This window comes from Vibrio sp. Vb1729, assembly GCF_033338655.1.
Classification (GTDB): domain Bacteria; phylum Pseudomonadota; class Gammaproteobacteria; order Enterobacterales; family Vibrionaceae; genus Vibrio; species Vibrio alginolyticus.
In genome coordinates this window covers 20,644-36,485 of sequence record NZ_JAWOTB010000049.1, presented here as the reverse complement: position 1 = coordinate 36,485, position 15,842 = coordinate 20,644, and the positions used below count along the sequence as shown (strand labels likewise).

The window sequence follows — 15,842 nt, the reverse complement described above, 5'->3', positions numbered from 1 at the left end:
TTCCTATGACAAAAGCAACGATTCTTTCCGTCACCAACCCTTCAGAGCGTGGCGACAAAAAACAGCTAGGTAATTTGCCGGGCGCAGCTCTACCTCTAGCCATTGCAGAGCTAGCCAAGCAGCATTCGAGTCACTCTCTACTCGTTGTGCCTGACCCGCAAATTGCTTTAAAACTTCAGGCAGAGATTGAGCAATTCACCGACCAAACGGTAAGCCTGTTCCCCGACTGGGAAACGCTGCCTTACGATAACTTTTCTCCGCATCAAGAAATCATCTCTGAACGTATCGCACGCCTATACCAACTGCCAAGTCAACGTGATGGCATAACCATCGTCCCGGTCAGTACAGTATTGCAACGCCAATCGCCCCGTGATTTTCTGTTGCAACACACTTTAATGGTGAAAACTGGTGATCGGCTCTCGCTAGAGAAGTTACGTGTACAACTTGAAAATTCAGGCTACCGCCATGTAGATCAAGTATTTGGACCAGGTGAATATGCAAGTCGTGGGTCTATTCTGGATCTCTTTCCTATGGGCAGCAATGACCCGTACCGCATCGACTTCTTTGATGATGAAATAGATACCATTCGCACGTTTGATCCAGAGAACCAACGCTCTATCGACGATATTCAGCAAATCCAATTGCTACCTGCACATGAGTTCCCAACCACTAAAGAAGCGATTGAAGATTTCCGTACACGTTGGCGCACCCAGTTCGACGCACGCCGCGAGCCTGAATCAATCTACATGCAAGTGACCAAAGGCACGTGGCCCGCTGGTATTGAGTATTGGCAGCCGCTGTTTTTTGACCATACCGAGACTTTATTTGAATATTTGCCAGAAGACTCTCAAGTCATCACATATGGTGATATCGAATCTGCGGTCGATACTTTCTTAACCGATGTCGAATATCGATACGACCAGAAAAAAGTTGATCCGCTGCGTCCTCTTTTGACTCCTGAACAGCTTTGGTTGAAAAAAGACGAACTTTTCAGTCAACTAAAACAGCTCCCTATCGCTCAATTGAGCCTAGATAAAGTGGTTAAGCGTGCCGGTCGTCAAAACCTACCAGTACAATCGTTAGCCGAGCTTGGCGTTCAACAACAAAATAAAGAGCCGCTCTCGCGCCTTCGTCAGTTTAGTGAGCAATTCAGCGGCAAAATCGTTTTCTCGGTAGAGTCAGAAGGTCGTCGTGAAGCACTAACGGAGCTGTTGCAAGGCATCAAAGTTCGGCCGGTCGTACATGGCTCACTTTACCAAGCTCTAGACTCGGGTGATCGATTCAGCTTGATCTTAGGCGCAGCAGAGCATGGTTTCATTCACGAAGAGCTGAACTTCGCTCTGATCTGTGAAAGTGATCTACTCGGTGACCGTGTTATCCAGCGACGCCGCAAAGATAAAAAAGCCGTCAACAGTGACACCGTTATTCGCCATCTTGCGGAACTAAAACCCGGTCAACCTGTGGTTCATATTGATCACGGTATTGGCCGCTACATCGGTTTACAAACACTTGAAGCCGGTGGTATGAAAACGGAATACGTCACCCTTGAGTATCAAAACGATGCCAAGCTCTACGTACCAGTTTCATCACTGAATCTTATCAGCCGTTATTCTGGCGGCGCTGAAGATAGTGCGCCACTGCATAATTTAGGTGGTGAAGCGTGGGCAAAAGCACGTCGTAAAGCGGCAGAAAAAGTGCGTGATGTCGCGGCAGAATTGCTGGATGTGTATGCTAAACGAGAATTAAAACCTGGCTTCAAATTTGAGCTAGATCGTGGGCAATACGCAACATTTAAAGCAACATTCCCGTTTGAAGAAACAGATGACCAAGCGATGGCCATCAATGCCGTCTTGTCAGACATGTGCCAGGCAAAAGCGATGGATCGCTTAGTGTGTGGTGACGTGGGCTTTGGTAAAACGGAAGTCGCTATGCGCGCAGCATTTGTCGCAACGGATAACAGTAAACAGGTCGCCGTACTCGTACCAACAACCTTGCTTGCTCAGCAGCATTTCGAAAACTTCCGTGACCGTTTTGCCAACTTACCAATCCGAGTTGAAGTACTGTCTCGTTTTAAATCTGCCAAAGAACAAAAAGTCATTCTGCAAGACGTTGCCGATGGTAAAGTAGACATTGTCGTTGGTACGCATAAGCTGCTTTCGAGCGACATTAAATTCAAAGATTTAGGTTTGTTGATCGTTGATGAGGAACACCGCTTCGGGGTTCGTCAAAAAGAAAAAGTCAAAGCAATGCGTGCGGATGTGGACATTCTTACCCTCACCGCAACACCAATTCCACGCACACTGAATATGGCAATGAGTGGCATGCGAGACCTGTCGATCATCGCGACACCTCCTGCACGCCGTTTAGCCATTAAAACCTTTGTTCGACAAAAAGAAGAGCCAGTGGTCCGTGAAGCGGTACTGCGTGAAATTATGCGTGGTGGTCAGGTTTACTTCCTGCACAATCAGGTTGAAACCATTGAAAAAACGGCAGAAGACTTACAGAAACTCATCCCAGAGGCACGCATTACCGTGGCTCATGGTCAAATGCGCGAGCGCGAACTTGAGCGAATCATGAATGACTTCTACCATCAGCGCTTTAATGTGTTGGTGTGTACAACCATCATCGAAACCGGTATCGACGTACCAACGGCAAATACCATAATCATGGATCGTGCCGACAACCTTGGCTTGGCGCAGTTGCATCAATTGCGTGGCCGTGTTGGACGTTCGCACCATCAAGCCTATGCTTACTTATTAACACCACATCCAAAAGCCATGACCAAAGATGCCATCAAGCGTCTTGATGCGATTGCTTCACTGGAAGACTTAGGTGCTGGCTTTACGTTAGCAACCCACGATTTAGAAATCCGTGGTGCTGGTGAGCTGCTTGGTGATGAGCAAAGTGGGCAAATTCAATCCGTTGGTTTTACACTTTATATGGAAATGCTGGAACAAGCAGTGCAAGCATTAAAAGAAGGCAAGGAGCCATCTTTGGATGAGCTGCTTCGTGAGCAAACTGAAGTGGAAATGCGAATCCCAGCGCTCTTGCCAGATGATTACATTCCGGATGTAAACACACGACTGTCGATGTACAAACGCATTGCGAGTGTCACAAGCAGTGATGAACTATCAGAGCTAAAAGTGGAACTGATTGATCGCTTTGGATTGCTTCCAGACGCAACAAAGAACTTACTTGCCGTCTCAGAATTGAAAATTTCGGCTGGTAGTTTAAAAGCGAAAAAGATAGAAGCCCATGATAAAGGTGGATTTATCGAGTTTTACCCTGATGCTGACATAAATCCAGCGTATTTAGTTAAACTGCTGCAATCACAGCCGCAAAAATTTGCAATGGAAGGTCCAACTAAGTTCAAGTTTAGCGTACCATTGGTGGACCGACGTAAACGCATTCAGTTTGTTCAAGACTTACTGAATGATTTTAAACAGAATTTATTACCAACGAGCTAATAGTCGAATGAGAATACTGATCCCGTTATTGCTTCTATGTGTCTCAATGCCCTCTTGGGCACAGCGCCAATTTGATATTGAAGTGATCATTTTCAAGCGAGCAGTCGACGCTGAAAGCACAACAGAATCTTGGCCGAATCAACTGCCAAAAATCGATATGGAAAATGTCGGTAGCCTAGAGAGTGAATCCTACCGCCGCTCTAAAGGCGTAACACTTTTGCCAAGTTCTTCTTTCCGTCTCAACGCGCAAGAAGCGGCACTAAATAATCATGCCGGCTTTAAAGTGCTTAAACACGTAGCCTGGCGTCAAGGTGACCGAGGTAAATCTAGCGCCCCAATTTTCCGCATCGTTGGCGGGCGAGATTTCTCTGATTCTTATCAAGCAGATGGCCGCCCACTCAATGGCAATCAAACATTTTCCAGCGACGGTTACAGTGAAGAGACGGTCAATGGTCCTTTATATGAACTAGATGGTCGATTCCAAATATACGTACAGCATTACCTCTTCGCCGAAACAACACTAGATCTGCGCGAACCAAGTGTTAGAGAGGTGCGTTTTGAACCAACCTCAACTGAGCAATTGGCGGATGACTTAGGTGAAGTAGATGGTAACGTCCAAGTCGGTAACTTGGCAGAAATATCGCCGACAGTAACCGAAGAGAAATTCCTGAAGAGTTATCGAATGGATCAAAAACGTCGTATGCGTAGCAGCGAGACTCATTACCTAGATAACCCGTTGATGGGTATGATCATTCAAGTTCGTCGGGTTCGATAAGCACGAGCGGTTCGACAAAGCGCAGCAAAGCTGCGCTTTGTTTTTATCTGCTATACGTCAGTTATTCCTAACCAACGCAGAGCAAGGAAAATAGCTGCGTTCAAGTATAAATAGACAGCTTTCAATTTACTTACACTCAACATGGAAGTCGTATTAGTTCATGAGTCCAGACTTTGAAATCATTGCGCCCCGCTTAGCGCTCAAGCTCATCCCTGCTGAAGAAGCACATTCACTACAACGATTACTTGCAGAATCCCCTTCGCTGCACCAATGGCTTGACTGGTGTGATAAAAACGTCACATTGAAAACCGCGCAGGACTTTCTGTTGGCAACCCGTCTTAACTGGGTCAAAACTGAGGCTTTTGGTTTCGGTATCTATGAGCGGCAAAGTAACACTTTGGTTGGAATGGCAGCGGTTAATGAGTTATACCATACGTTTAATATGGCGAGTATTGGTTACTGGGTTGCCGACCGCTATCAACGACAAGGCTATGCCCAAGAAGCCGTTAAAGCCTTAGCAGAATTCTGCTTCGCAAAGCTAAGTTTAACTCGACTAGAGATTGTTTGTGACCCCGACAACGAAGCTAGCCTAGCCTTAATTGAGTCCGTCGGTGCACAAAAAGAAGCCATCGCCAGAAACCGGTTTATTTTTCATGGTAAGCCTAAAGATGGCGTTGTGTACTCACTTTTACCGACAGATCTAACATAAACAAAAAGCCACCGACTTGCGGTGGCTTCTGCATTTTTTAAGATACAGTACATCCACATAGAGTGGATTTAAAACCTTAGTGCAGCTTAAGGTTTGGACGCAGCACGCGATTAATGCGACCGACGAGCATCATCAGACCGGTTTTGAATACACCGTGCAACGCCATTAGGTGCATGCGATACAACGAGATGTAAACGACACGAGCAATACGGCCTTCTACCATCATCGACCCTTTAGTTAGGTTCCCCATCAGACTACCAACGGTTGAAAAGCGACTTAGAGACACTAATGAACCGTGATCTTTATATACATAGTCTTTCAACTCGCGCCCGTTGATCTTCGCGACGATGTTACTAAATGCCTGGCTTGCCATTTGGTGTGCAGCTTGAGCGCGTGGCGGCACGAACGAACCGTCAGACTGGGTGCATTGTGCTAAGTCACCAATAACAAAGATGTCATCATCTCGTGTTGTCTGTAGTGTGTTTTTCACTACAAGCTGATTGATACGGTTCGTTTCTAAGCCAGCGATATCTTTAATAAAGTCTGGAGCTTTGATACCCGCAGCCCAAACCATGATTTGAGCTGGGATCTTCTCACCATCTTTTGTAGTAAGGCCATCTTTTTCAGCTTTAGTCACCATAGTGGCGGTGCGCACGTTTACGCCCAACTTCACCAACTCTTGATGAGCAGCAGAAGAAATACGTGGAGGTAACGCTGGTAAAATACGCTCACCTGCTTCAATCAGATTGACGTTCAACTTGCTAGAATCAAGATCACCGAAGCCATAAGTGCGCAGCTCTTTAACAGCATTATGTAACTCAGCTGATAGTTCAACGCCAGTTGCACCAGCACCAACAATCGCAATATCGACCGTACCGTTACCGTTTTTCGCGTGCAGCTTTAGGAACTCGTTGTTCATTTCTGTACGGAAACGGTGTGCTTGCTCAGGGCTGTCTAGGAAAATACAGTTTTCACGAACGCCAGGCGTGTTGAAGTCGTTTGATGTCGAGCCAATCGCCATCACTAGAATGTCGTATTCTAGCTCACGGCTTGGCATAAGAAGTTCACCGTGTTCGTCTTTAAGCTCACTTAAGATGATCACTTTACGTTCACGGTCGATGTCTTGAAGGCTACCCATTTGGAAGTCGAAGCTGTGGTTTTTTGCATGAGCTCGATAGCTCAGTGCATCTACTCCTTCGTCCAAAGAACCTGTAGCAACCTCATGCAATAATGGCTTCCACAAGTGGCTCGCTTTTCGATCGACTAGCGTAATTTGCGCACGGTTTTTGCGACCTAGAGTTCGACCAAGCTTAGTTGCCAACTCAAGACCACCTGCACCGCCGCCTACAACGATAATGCGTGTCACAATGATTTTCCTCTACAAAAATGAATATATGGGGTTCAGCTCGATGCATGACTCACAAACATTTGTGGCATCCATCCAACCGATGAATTCTTGGTTCTTAGAGGTGTCTCAATTACTTGGATTAAAAAACTGCCACTCACCTTGATTCTTTATCTATCAATGACTTGTCAGGGTTTGGCATGTTTATCTGGTACGCATACGACGCCAGAATTTTTTGGGCAAGTTTATTACTCGCTCTCAATTTTTTTTGATATTTATCAAATTATTTTAGTCCGGTTCATTATATAGAGACCAACTTTGAAGGCAACCAAAATCCGTGTAACGAGTACGGATTGACTACTTTTCGACTACTCTACAACAAGGTGTTCGTGCTACATAGGAGGGAAGTAAGAAAACGGTAAGGAGAACACAATATTCAAAGCGTTAAACCAAGAAAATGTGCCTTTCAAAGAGACAGTGGCTCGGCATACTCAAGAGAAGGAATCGCAGCAAAGCAGCCGATAAAAACGCCGCTTTACTGTCTACACTCAACATTAATAAGTATTTTTAAATGCCTTTATCGCTTGTAAATGATGAGAGATTTTTTTGAACTTATGAGACTGAGTTTCATCCCAAATGATTTGATAGTGTTTTTCTAGCTCAGCTGCCGTTTTCGAATTGTCATGCACTTCATCATCTTTAGAGAGAATCACTAAGCAGTGAGCTTGATTTTTCGCTCGGAACTGATCAACACATTTTGTTGCGATATCTTCGTACTCTTCTGGACGATCGATTCGACCAGCCATCGTTTTTTCTGGGTGCAAGTTCGGGTTGAACATCACTTGCTTGATACCGCATAGAAAACCAATTCGCTCAGACCAGTAACCACCTAAACCAACCCCGCAGATTAACGGGTTTGGGTCATCAGATTGATCGATAACTTTAGACACTTCTTTTAACAAGTGTTGCATGTCGTGCTTTGGGTGAAGGGTGCTGTAATTGATAAAACGAACGTCGTCGTCGATAAATTGCAGTTGAAGAACTTTTTCGTGGTTACCCGGGCTTGTACTGTCAAAGCCGTGTAAGTAAATAATCATGTGTACCTCTCCCTGTGTGTATCTGGTACTTTTATTAAAACTACCACTATTTCCTTACTGTTAAAGGGGAAAATATCACGAGTTCTCAAAACAGTGATCTTCCATACACAATGAGCCTTTCAACTCATACGCACTGTTTAAGTATTGTTCATCTCCCCACAATTTATAGGCAAGTAGATACCAGAGCATCGCCATCACCAAGGTTCTTGGTTGCCAAGCTTTTACACCTCTCAGCCAAAGAGACACATCTTCGACACCTCGAATTTGGCAATACTGCTTTACCGCTTCTTCCACAGGCGAATTCGCGACCTGAATAGTTAAGGTCAAATCAAGCCTAGGGTCAGCAATCCCGGCATACTCCCAATCAATGACTTTCACCCCATTCTCTCCTCGCACTAGGTTGTAACACCCCAGATCGAAGTGACATAGGGCCAGCGGAACAGGTGCAACGTTCGGTTCCGTGCGCCACTTCATGTACAAAGCCTCAAACTCCGTCCCCACATACTGACCACCAAGCTCAAGCCAATAATGATCGATGCGAGAAATATATGAAAATGGAACCAAAGGAATTGCGCTTATCGGATATTGATGAATCTTCGCCGCAATGGATAATAAATTGCTTAGTGCTAAGCCTGACTCCGTCAGAGCCTCTCCTTCTATCCATTCCACCAGCAACCCTTGCTCATGAATAAAAACTGGCTTGGGGCCAATTTCCAATGAAGAGACTGCATTCAGCACTTGATATTCACTGTGACGAGAAATTGAAAAAGCCTTGCAGACATGACTGGTCGGTCGCCAGATGTATGCAAGGCCTTGAGAAGATTCCAACCGCCAACAACGGTTGGTGAGCCCCCCGGTAACAGTTTGTACTTTTACCGGAGGCTCCGTAAAGAAGCCATCGAGAGCGTTAAGACTCGGATCTAACTGTTTTGCTTGTTGCCAAGAAAACCATGCCATTGATGACTTCTCCACCCTGTTCGATTAAAGACCGAATAGGCTCTTAGATTGCGCTTTACGAATTTCAGTTTCATCCGCCCACTCAATCAAACCTGTTTCTAGGTCCATTAGGCGCATGGTCATCTTGTAGTATACATCTTTATCGCTACCTGCATTTTTCACAATGCTAGATAGGTTGCCGTAAAGCATGTATTGAGCACCAACCATTTTACCAAATTGGATCGCTGTGCTTTGGTTAACAAGCTCATCCGTATTTTGGAAGTTAAGTTGTTCACGCACAGACTCAACACGATCCATATCAACAAAACGGAACTTACCTGAGTTCAACATCTTAGTAGAGATCGTGTCAGTAATGGATTCAGTGTCAATATGTTCACTGGTTTTGTTCTTAATTCGCTCAACAAAAACGATAGGACGTTGGTCACGAGTAATTGCTGCTACAGAGCCCGACATCATCATGCTATCCACCATTTCAGCCGCGATTTTTTGTAAATCTGTTGAGCCAAAATCGATAGTCGTGGTTTCTGTTGCTTGCGCATCGCCGTAAGAGACTTTGTTAGAACAGCCACCTAAAATGACGGCAAGACCTAAAAGAGCAATAATACTTTTTTTCATGAGAGTTCCTTAGTTTTTCAATACCAGCGCATCGTTAGCGCGGCAGCTTCGGCAGAGCCGTTAAGATTAATCGTCTTGTGCTTCTCTAATTTGCACACGGAATTTTGTGCCATTTGGATTCACAGTAACTTCAGATAACGTGACTTGCTCAAATCCGCGCACAATCATTTTTCGCCACGGACCAGGTTTGGTATTCACTTCTAAACCATTGTTGTCATACCAATAAAATCGGTAAAGAATGTGCTGATCACCTTTGTAATTGCTACTCAGCAGCACGACTCCTCGTGGGCGATCATCAACGTAAGTGGTGGTGATGTTGTCAACTAATAAGCGACTACCTAAAACGTTATCATTAAAAAATACTTTTTGCGTTTGGCCATCAATTCGAATACCAGCCGTGTTTTCGGCGCATCCAACTAAACCAATAGCCATTGCTAAACAAACAAGCCATGCTTTCATTACAGTCTCCCTAGCTGTTTATGCCACACGGTTGAGTGTGCTCCCTGACGAGATACCCATACCAATGTAGTCTGCTGTGCAGGCACTTCAAACTGATAGGTTTGATCACCCAAGTTTAAACTTTGTGTTCCCGGTTTCACGATTTTTGAAGCCGTTTTCACTTGCGCTGGCAATGTTTGCCAACTTCTTGTATCTGGCTGTTCGGTCAATGTGTTCCATACATTGAAAAGTATGTTGCCTACATCATCGCCTTTTTTCGCCGCCTCTTTTCGGATTCGATCTTTTGCCCAAACACGAAGAGCTTGACGGATCACTATTGTAGTAAGACGTTCATTAAGATCGTTTTGCGCCATCGCATTAACATCAGTCAGCGTACTGGAAGGCAATATCTGACCATTTAAAACAACATCGCTAAAACGTTGAGCACCTCGGTTCTGATAATAAGGAAGCGCCAACGAATAAATCGCGCCATTATCGCGACTGTCGTAAATTGGTAAATCAATACGCCACCCTTTCATCGCCTCAACAACACCCTGCTCATCAATAACGATGACTCGCCCTTGTGACTGAGTTAATCCAGAAGGTGCTTTACCATACCGCTTCTCTAGCATGCGCAAGTCTTCACGCATGCCCAGCTTCTTAGCAGCGTATAAGGTGCTTTCCACAACTTGCTTGTTGTCTGGCATTACAGCGAGTGCTCGTCGGTAATCAACATAAGCACTGTTTAAGTCTCGCGACGCTTCATATAACAAGCCAGAAAGATAGAACAGATAACCATTTTGTACCGCGCTTAGTTTTTTACCAGCATCAGGGTAGTTCGCTAACACACTGCCTAAATTGGCAGACATGCCTTGCTTGTTAAGGTCTTTCTCTGCTGCTTTTAGCTCTTTTTCACGCGCCTTTCTTGCTGCTTCCTGAACTTGATTAGCTCGACGCACTTCAACTAGTGCCCCTTCTAAATCGTTTTTCTGTAAGTAATTTAGTCCTAGATACAGGTGCAAAAAGCCAAGTTCGTAATCGGCGGGATGATAGTCTTGGAGATTGTCGTTCACTGCGAGAGAGCCGACGCTCGTTGCCGTGTCTGACACAGATATCGTCGCACGATCTTGTTGAACACGTACAGCACGATCGCTGCTTTCTAGCGCATTTAAACTTGTTAGGTAATCTTCAGCAAGAAAAGAGATACGACCTTTTTCAAAATTGCCAAGTATCTCGCCACCCACTTCACTTGATTGAAGTTGTTTTGCTTTGGCATATTCCCCTGCAACAACGGCTTGATAAACTTCTTGATTCTGGTTGCTGTAATGGCTAAACAGATTGCCCGCAGATAAATTCGCGCAGCCAGAGGCCATTAAAGCCCAGCTCATCAGCCCTAACAGCTTTACACCTAGTTTCACATTTATCTCCACAAATGTGTCATTCGACAGGAAAAAGAAGTGGGTGAATCACCACCCACTTTTAAAAGCTTAGCTCAATACCATTGGACCTAGAGGGCGGCCGCCTAGTAGGTGCATGTGAATATGGTAAACCTCTTGGCCACCATGTGGATTACAATTAACGATCAGGCGATAGCCGTCTTCAGCAATACCTTCTTCTTTCGCTAACTTTCTAGCAACAGTGAACAAACGCCCCATCATTGCTTCATCTTCAGCTTCTACATCATTCGTTGTTGGGATCAGTTTATTCGGAATAATGAGAATATGGCTTGGTGTGCGAGGGTTAATGTCGCGAAACGCAGTCACCAAATCATCTTGATAAAGGATATCGGCAGGGATTTCCTTGCGAATAATTTTACTAAAGATCGTTTCTTCCGCCATGAGGACTCCATTTTATAAACGTAATTAGACCCCAATTAGTATGCGCCAACCAAAAGCGGAGCTCAATAAAAACAGTGTTCACTTAACATTATTAATCAAATGCTAATTAACGAAGCTTTTTTTGTCGTGTGCGTCATAAAATGCGCGTCACAAACTGAATACAATCCAATGAATTTTGTTACTTTTTTAAGACAATTATTATTTTTATACCCAAGTAAACTCAAAAATGCTTGGGTAGCTTGTCTATTTTTGGGAGAGGAAGCTCACTTATGCGAGGTTCAGTTATTAAAAGGATGTATGCCGGCTTTGCACTGATCATCATCCTATTTGCCGTCACAATTGCCATTATGATGGGAGGAATGAGTGCTATTCACGGAAAATTTGGCACGGTTTCTAAATCATCCCTACCGTTGGTATCGTTATCTAATCAAACCAGTGTTGAGCTGCTTTCTGCCGACAAATCATTTAAAGACTTCCTGACAACAGAGAATAAACAACGCATGGATGAAATGCGTCAGGAATTTGCTAGATCTCAACAGCGCTTCGAATCCACATTGGCTCAACTGAAAACCGCAAGCCAAATCTACCCTTCTCTTGCCGAACCGTTTTCAGAGTTAAAAACGTTAGAGCAGAGCTATTTTACAGAAGCTCTAGAGGCCATGGACAACTACGAAGCAATGTTCGCGGCTCAAGAAGAAGTGCAAAAATCCTCACGCCGCTTCCAAAAACTGAATACCGAACTGTCGGTTGGTCTTAAAGAATATGTGGCAGATCAAACCAGCATTTCTGTCAAAGTCATGGCAAAGAGCTACTTTATCAAGTTAAAAGATGCCGAAGTAATTACCTCTGATGCCCTCGCCAGTTCCAACCCTGAGTTTGTTACGCAAGCCGTAGCTAAAAACCGCAAAGCAGTAACGCACTTGAATTACGCATTCCGCGGGTTGGTGACTCAGCTTCCTGAGCTAGAAAAAGCATTTGGCGAATCTGTAGAGCAATTTACTCGTGACGTCGGTATGCGTGGCGGTGTGCTAGACCAACATAATAATTACCTCAATGCTCGCGCCGCTTTGTATAACAATATCGCCAACCTAGCAAATAAAGTGGATTCAACCATGGCGATTCTTGAGCAATTCACGACAACCGCAACAGATAAGCTCAATGAATCATTGGCAGACGCAGGTGACATATATTCGGCGGGTGTAACGAAAGCCATCATCATTGGCGTTATTGTCGTTTTACTCGCGACAGCGATTGGCTACCACATCGCTCAAAGCGTTCGCGAACCGTTGACTCGTATTCTAAAAGTGTTAGAAAGCCTGACTGAAGGTGATATGACACAGCGTATCGACATTCGCTATAACAACGAATTCAGCCGTGTGAGTGGACACATTAACTCACTCGCCGACAACCTTCACGAGATCTTGGTGAAACTCAACGAAGCGTCAGAAAACCTATCGTCAACCGCGACAACCAACGAACGCACCTCTTCGCAAGCACAAATTAAATTGAGCTCTCAACGCGAACAAACGGCAAACGTCGCTACCGCGATGACAGAAATGTCTCATTCAGTGCAGGAAGTCGCGCAAAGTGCGCAAGGCTCGCTAGAAATGGTGCAACGCGTCGAATCTGCCTCTGAAGAAGGCAGAAATGTTATGAGCAGTAACATCTCAACCATTAATCAACTAGAAACACGTTTGAACGAATCGGTCTCCGCAGTTTCTGAGCTACAAAAGATGAGTGGTCAAATTGGGTCTATCCTTGATGTGATCCGCAACATTGCGGAGCAAACCAACCTACTGGCATTGAACGCGGCAATTGAAGCGGCTCGCGCTGGTGAACAAGGTCGCGGCTTCGCGGTAGTGGCAGATGAAGTACGAGTACTCGCATCAAGAACGACTCAATCAACCACTGAAATTGAATCCATGATCAGTAATCTGCAAGCTAGCTCGCAATCGGCGAACCAAGTCATACAAAGCTGTATGAGCGATATGGAGATATCGGTTGAGCAAGCATCAAAAGCGAACAGCTCAATGGAAGAGATCCAGGCGCTAATCATCGAAATCAGCCAAATGAGTACGCACATTTCACAAGCAGCAGCAGAGCAAAGTGAAACATCAACAGACATTGCTCGCAGCATTGAAGATATCAACAGTATCGCCGATGAAAGTTTCCAAGCCATGTCGAGTATCGCACAAACCAGTGAATCACTGACCCACTTGGCTCATCAGCAAAATGAATTGGTCCACCGCTTTAAGTTATAAATACTTTATAACTAAGAGCATTAATTAGTGCAATCAACTGTATAAGGGCGACTTTTTGTTAAGTCGCCCTTGTTTTTTGTCGGCCATGTCTACATATGATTAATAAGGCCAGCTCATCCCCTTGCACAACTCTTTTCGAGCGGCCTCATAAAAAGGAAAATCTATGGCTGTTCATGTTGGTATTATCGACCAAGACCCAGTGAGATTGGTCACTCCTCTATTAGATAATCGTACGCTAAGCACACATATCGTCTTCATCGGAGACAAGAGCCAGTTAGATATATTTGACCGACTGAGTGCCGTTTTAGATCAACGAGAAATTACTTCTGAATTTTTTGAAATTCCATCCGCTGTTAATACATCTCTGATCAAACAAGCAATTCAAAAACTGGCAAAAGACCTCCATGAACGCGGCGAAGATGTAAAATTGAACGCGAGCTGTGGTCTTCGTCATCGCTTGTTGTCGGTGTACGAAGTTTTCCGTACCTATCGCTGGCCAATTTTTGTGGTAGAGCCTAGTAGCGATAAGCTTTGTTGGTTATACCCTGATGGCAAAGAAGATACCCAAGTCGAAGATCACATTACGATTGCAGATTACCTCACTATCTTTGGTGCACGCGGCGAGTTTCACCACGTTGATTTACCACCTCTTCTTGATAAAAAATTGTATGAACTTGGTGAACGATGGGCCTCAAATGCGCTTGAGCTTGGGCCAGGTCTAGCAACACTTAACTACCTTGCAACCACATGCCGCAAAGAACAAAAGCTTGATGTCGAGCTCTCCGAAAAACAGCAGGGCTACCGTGAGCTCAACATGTTGCTTTCAGATTTAGTAGAAGCAGAAATCGCCACCTATGAGAATGGCGTTTTAACGTTTGCAGATGAAGATGCTCGACGCTTTTCAAATGGTGAGTGGTTAGAAACTTTGGTTCACAGCACCGTGAAGCAAATCCAAGACACCATGCCGACGATCCAAGATCGATCGTTAAATGTTCAGGTTTATCGCAAACTTGGTGAAAGTGAAGTACGCAATGAGTTAGATGTCGCAACAGTTGTAAACAACAAGCTGCACATCATCGAGTGCAAAACCAAAGGCATGAGAGATGACGGCGACGATACTTTATATAAGTTAGAATCGCTTCGCGATCTATTAGGTGGCTTACAAGCGCGCGCAATGTTGGTGAGCTTCCGTCCTCTTCGTCACAATGACATTACTCGTGCTGAAGACTTAGGGCTAGCCCTGATTGGCCCTGATGAGCTTAAAGATTTAAGAACGCACTTAACTGCTTGGTTTAAAGACGCGGGCGGTTCAGACGAGATATAGTGCCATTAAGAAAAGCTAAAATTCACAACGATAAAAAGCAGCATTAATGCTGCTTTTTTTATACCTAAATTTTAGCTGTACGCATTTCTATAAGTAGAAAAAAACCAGAGGTTAGCCTCTGGTTTTTTCTGTTTGTTTAAATGCCAACTATAGCGGCTTAAAGCATTTTACGCGCTGCTTCTACAACCACTTTAATTGAACGCGCTTCCGTTTCTTTCAGAGTTGAATGATCTGGAATCTCTTTTTGTGTACGGTTGATGATAACACCAGCCACACAACCCGCTTTTAAACCAGAGCTCGCACACATTGTTAGCAGTGTTGCAGACTCCATCTCGAAGTTAAGTACGCCCATGTCTTGCCATTCTTGCATAGAGCCTTGGAAACGCTTAACAACACGACCAGAGAACGTATCGTAACGTTCTTGACCAGGGTAGAACGTGTCGCTTGATGCAGTCACACCCATGTGAACTGTAGCGCCAGACTCTTCTACTGCTGCTTTCATTGCGGTTGCTACTTCAAAGTCAGCAACTGCTGGGAATTCCATAGGAGCAAAGTGTAGGCTCGCACCGTCAAGACGAACTGACCCCGTCGTTACGATCATGTCACCCACGTTTACATGTGGTTGAATTGCACCCGTTGTACCAACACGTAGGAAAGTACGAACACCAAGCTGTGCCAATTCCTCAACTGCGATAGAGGTAGAAGGACCACCAATACCTGTAGAACAAACCACAACAGGTTTACCGTCTAACTCTGCACGGTATAGCGTGTATTCACGATGGCTTGCTAGAAATACTGGATTTTCCATTTGTTCTGCGATTTTTTGAACACGCGCTGGGTCACCAGGAATGATCGCTAGAGTCGCACCATTAAGATCAGCTTCAGTAACACCTAAATGGAATACAGCTTGAGACATAAGTCGCTCCTTATTGTGGCTTATTTTATGAACAATAAGCTCATTAATCAGTTATTGGGTACAGATGCACTGTAGCGAACCTTTCACCAACATAGAGTGA

The 15,842-nt window shown here is 44.7% G+C and carries 13 protein-coding genes; 5 read left to right on the top strand and 8 right to left on the bottom strand.

Annotated elements, in window-relative coordinates; genetic code table 11:
* Positions 1–5 precede the first annotated feature (5 nt).
* The 3 genes from mfd to R7E29_RS20575 all read left to right on the top strand — a co-directional run bounded on the left by mfd (position 6) and on the right by R7E29_RS20575 (position 4,951).
* Positions 6–3,467, top strand: a complete 3,462-nt coding sequence (gene mfd, locus R7E29_RS20585; protein WP_213906488.1) for a transcription-repair coupling factor — start codon at positions 6–8, stop codon at positions 3,465–3,467.
* Positions 3,468–3,474: 7 nt separating this feature from the next.
* Positions 3,475–4,242 (top strand): peptidoglycan binding protein CsiV, encoded by a 768-nt coding sequence (locus R7E29_RS20580; protein ID WP_080773703.1) that lies wholly within the window; start codon positions 3,475–3,477, stop codon positions 4,240–4,242.
* A gap of 160 nt (positions 4,243–4,402) precedes the next feature.
* Positions 4,403–4,951 (top strand): GNAT family N-acetyltransferase, encoded by a 549-nt coding sequence (locus R7E29_RS20575; RefSeq protein ID WP_042522138.1) that lies wholly within the window; start codon positions 4,403–4,405, stop codon positions 4,949–4,951.
* Between the two features lie 76 nt (positions 4,952–5,027).
* Here R7E29_RS20575 and R7E29_RS20570 read toward each other — a convergent pair whose 3' ends face one another.
* The 7 genes from R7E29_RS20570 to hinT form a co-directional block, all read right to left on the bottom strand.
* On the bottom strand, positions 5,028–6,317 hold the full coding sequence (locus R7E29_RS20570; RefSeq protein ID WP_005378463.1) for an NAD(P)/FAD-dependent oxidoreductase: 1,290 nt from the start codon (positions 6,315–6,317) through the stop codon (positions 5,028–5,030).
* 533 nt (positions 6,318–6,850) lie between these two features.
* Positions 6,851–7,393 carry an alpha/beta hydrolase YcfP gene (ycfP, locus tag R7E29_RS20565; protein WP_005378464.1) on the bottom strand — a complete coding sequence of 181 codons (543 nt, stop codon included), beginning with the start codon at positions 7,391–7,393 and terminating at the stop codon, positions 6,851–6,853.
* 75 nt (positions 7,394–7,468) lie between these two features.
* On the bottom strand, positions 7,469–8,350 hold the full coding sequence (gene thiK / locus R7E29_RS20560) for a thiamine kinase (RefSeq protein ID WP_149191934.1): 882 nt from the start codon (positions 8,348–8,350) through the stop codon (positions 7,469–7,471).
* Positions 8,351–8,374: 24 nt separating this feature from the next.
* Positions 8,375–8,965, bottom strand: coding sequence for a penicillin-binding protein activator LpoB (lpoB, locus tag R7E29_RS20555; protein WP_005378467.1), 591 nt, complete (start codon positions 8,963–8,965; stop codon positions 8,375–8,377).
* 66 nt (positions 8,966–9,031) lie between these two features.
* Positions 9,032–9,424, bottom strand: coding sequence for a YcfL family protein (locus R7E29_RS20550; RefSeq protein ID WP_064353738.1), 393 nt, complete (start codon positions 9,422–9,424; stop codon positions 9,032–9,034).
* Positions 9,424–10,821 carry a COG3014 family protein gene (locus R7E29_RS20545; protein ID WP_065274288.1) on the bottom strand — a complete coding sequence of 466 codons (1,398 nt, stop codon included), beginning with the start codon at positions 10,819–10,821 and terminating at the stop codon, positions 9,424–9,426. The genes R7E29_RS20550 and R7E29_RS20545 overlap by 1 nt, the downstream gene beginning before the upstream one ends.
* 69 nt (positions 10,822–10,890) lie before the next feature.
* Positions 10,891–11,241: a purine nucleoside phosphoramidase gene (gene hinT, locus R7E29_RS20540; protein WP_005378473.1), complete on the bottom strand. Its 351-nt coding sequence runs from the start codon at positions 11,239–11,241 to the stop codon at positions 10,891–10,893.
* A 269-nt stretch (positions 11,242–11,510) separates the two neighbouring features.
* Between hinT and R7E29_RS20535 the strand changes: the two genes are divergently transcribed.
* Together R7E29_RS20535 and R7E29_RS20530 are read left to right on the top strand one after the other, a co-directional pair.
* The gene (locus R7E29_RS20535; protein ID WP_213906489.1) at positions 11,511–13,502 is read left to right on the top strand and encodes a methyl-accepting chemotaxis protein; all 1,992 of its coding nucleotides are present in this window, start codon (positions 11,511–11,513) and stop codon (positions 13,500–13,502) included.
* Positions 13,503–13,665: 163 nt separating this feature from the next.
* Positions 13,666–14,826 carry a DUF1887 family protein gene (locus R7E29_RS20530; RefSeq protein ID WP_005378476.1) on the top strand — a complete coding sequence of 387 codons (1,161 nt, stop codon included), beginning with the start codon at positions 13,666–13,668 and terminating at the stop codon, positions 14,824–14,826.
* Between the two features lie 157 nt (positions 14,827–14,983).
* Here the strand turns inward: R7E29_RS20530 and udp are convergent, their stop codons facing one another.
* Positions 14,984–15,742, bottom strand: a complete 759-nt coding sequence (gene udp, locus R7E29_RS20525) for a uridine phosphorylase (RefSeq protein ID WP_005378479.1) — start codon at positions 15,740–15,742, stop codon at positions 14,984–14,986.
* Between the last annotated feature and the right edge of the window lie 100 nt (positions 15,743–15,842).

Excerpts from the sequence above, each read along its gene's own strand:
- mfd (WP_213906488.1), top strand. The coding sequence starts at position 6 with ATGACAAAAGCAACGATTCTTTCCGTCACCAACCCTTCAGAGCGTGGC.
- R7E29_RS20530 (WP_005378476.1), top strand. The coding sequence starts at position 13,666 with ATGGCTGTTCATGTTGGTATTATCGACCAAGACCCAGTGAGATTGGTC.
- lpoB (WP_005378467.1), bottom strand. The coding sequence starts at position 8,965 with ATGAAAAAAAGTATTATTGCTCTTTTAGGTCTTGCCGTCATTTTAGGT.
- hinT (WP_005378473.1), bottom strand. The coding sequence starts at position 11,241 with ATGGCGGAAGAAACGATCTTTAGTAAAATTATTCGCAAGGAAATCCCT.
- R7E29_RS20580 (WP_080773703.1), top strand. The coding sequence starts at position 3,475 with ATGAGAATACTGATCCCGTTATTGCTTCTATGTGTCTCAATGCCCTCT.
- R7E29_RS20550 (WP_064353738.1), bottom strand. The coding sequence starts at position 9,424 with ATGAAAGCATGGCTTGTTTGTTTAGCAATGGCTATTGGTTTAGTTGGA.
- udp (WP_005378479.1), bottom strand. The coding sequence starts at position 15,742 with ATGTCTCAAGCTGTATTCCATTTAGGTGTTACTGAAGCTGATCTTAAT.
- ycfP (WP_005378464.1), bottom strand. The coding sequence starts at position 7,393 with ATGATTATTTACTTACACGGCTTTGACAGTACAAGCCCGGGTAACCAC.
- R7E29_RS20535 (WP_213906489.1), top strand. The coding sequence starts at position 11,511 with ATGCGAGGTTCAGTTATTAAAAGGATGTATGCCGGCTTTGCACTGATC.
- R7E29_RS20575 (WP_042522138.1), top strand. The coding sequence starts at position 4,403 with ATGAGTCCAGACTTTGAAATCATTGCGCCCCGCTTAGCGCTCAAGCTC.
- thiK (WP_149191934.1), bottom strand. The coding sequence starts at position 8,350 with ATGGCATGGTTTTCTTGGCAACAAGCAAAACAGTTAGATCCGAGTCTT.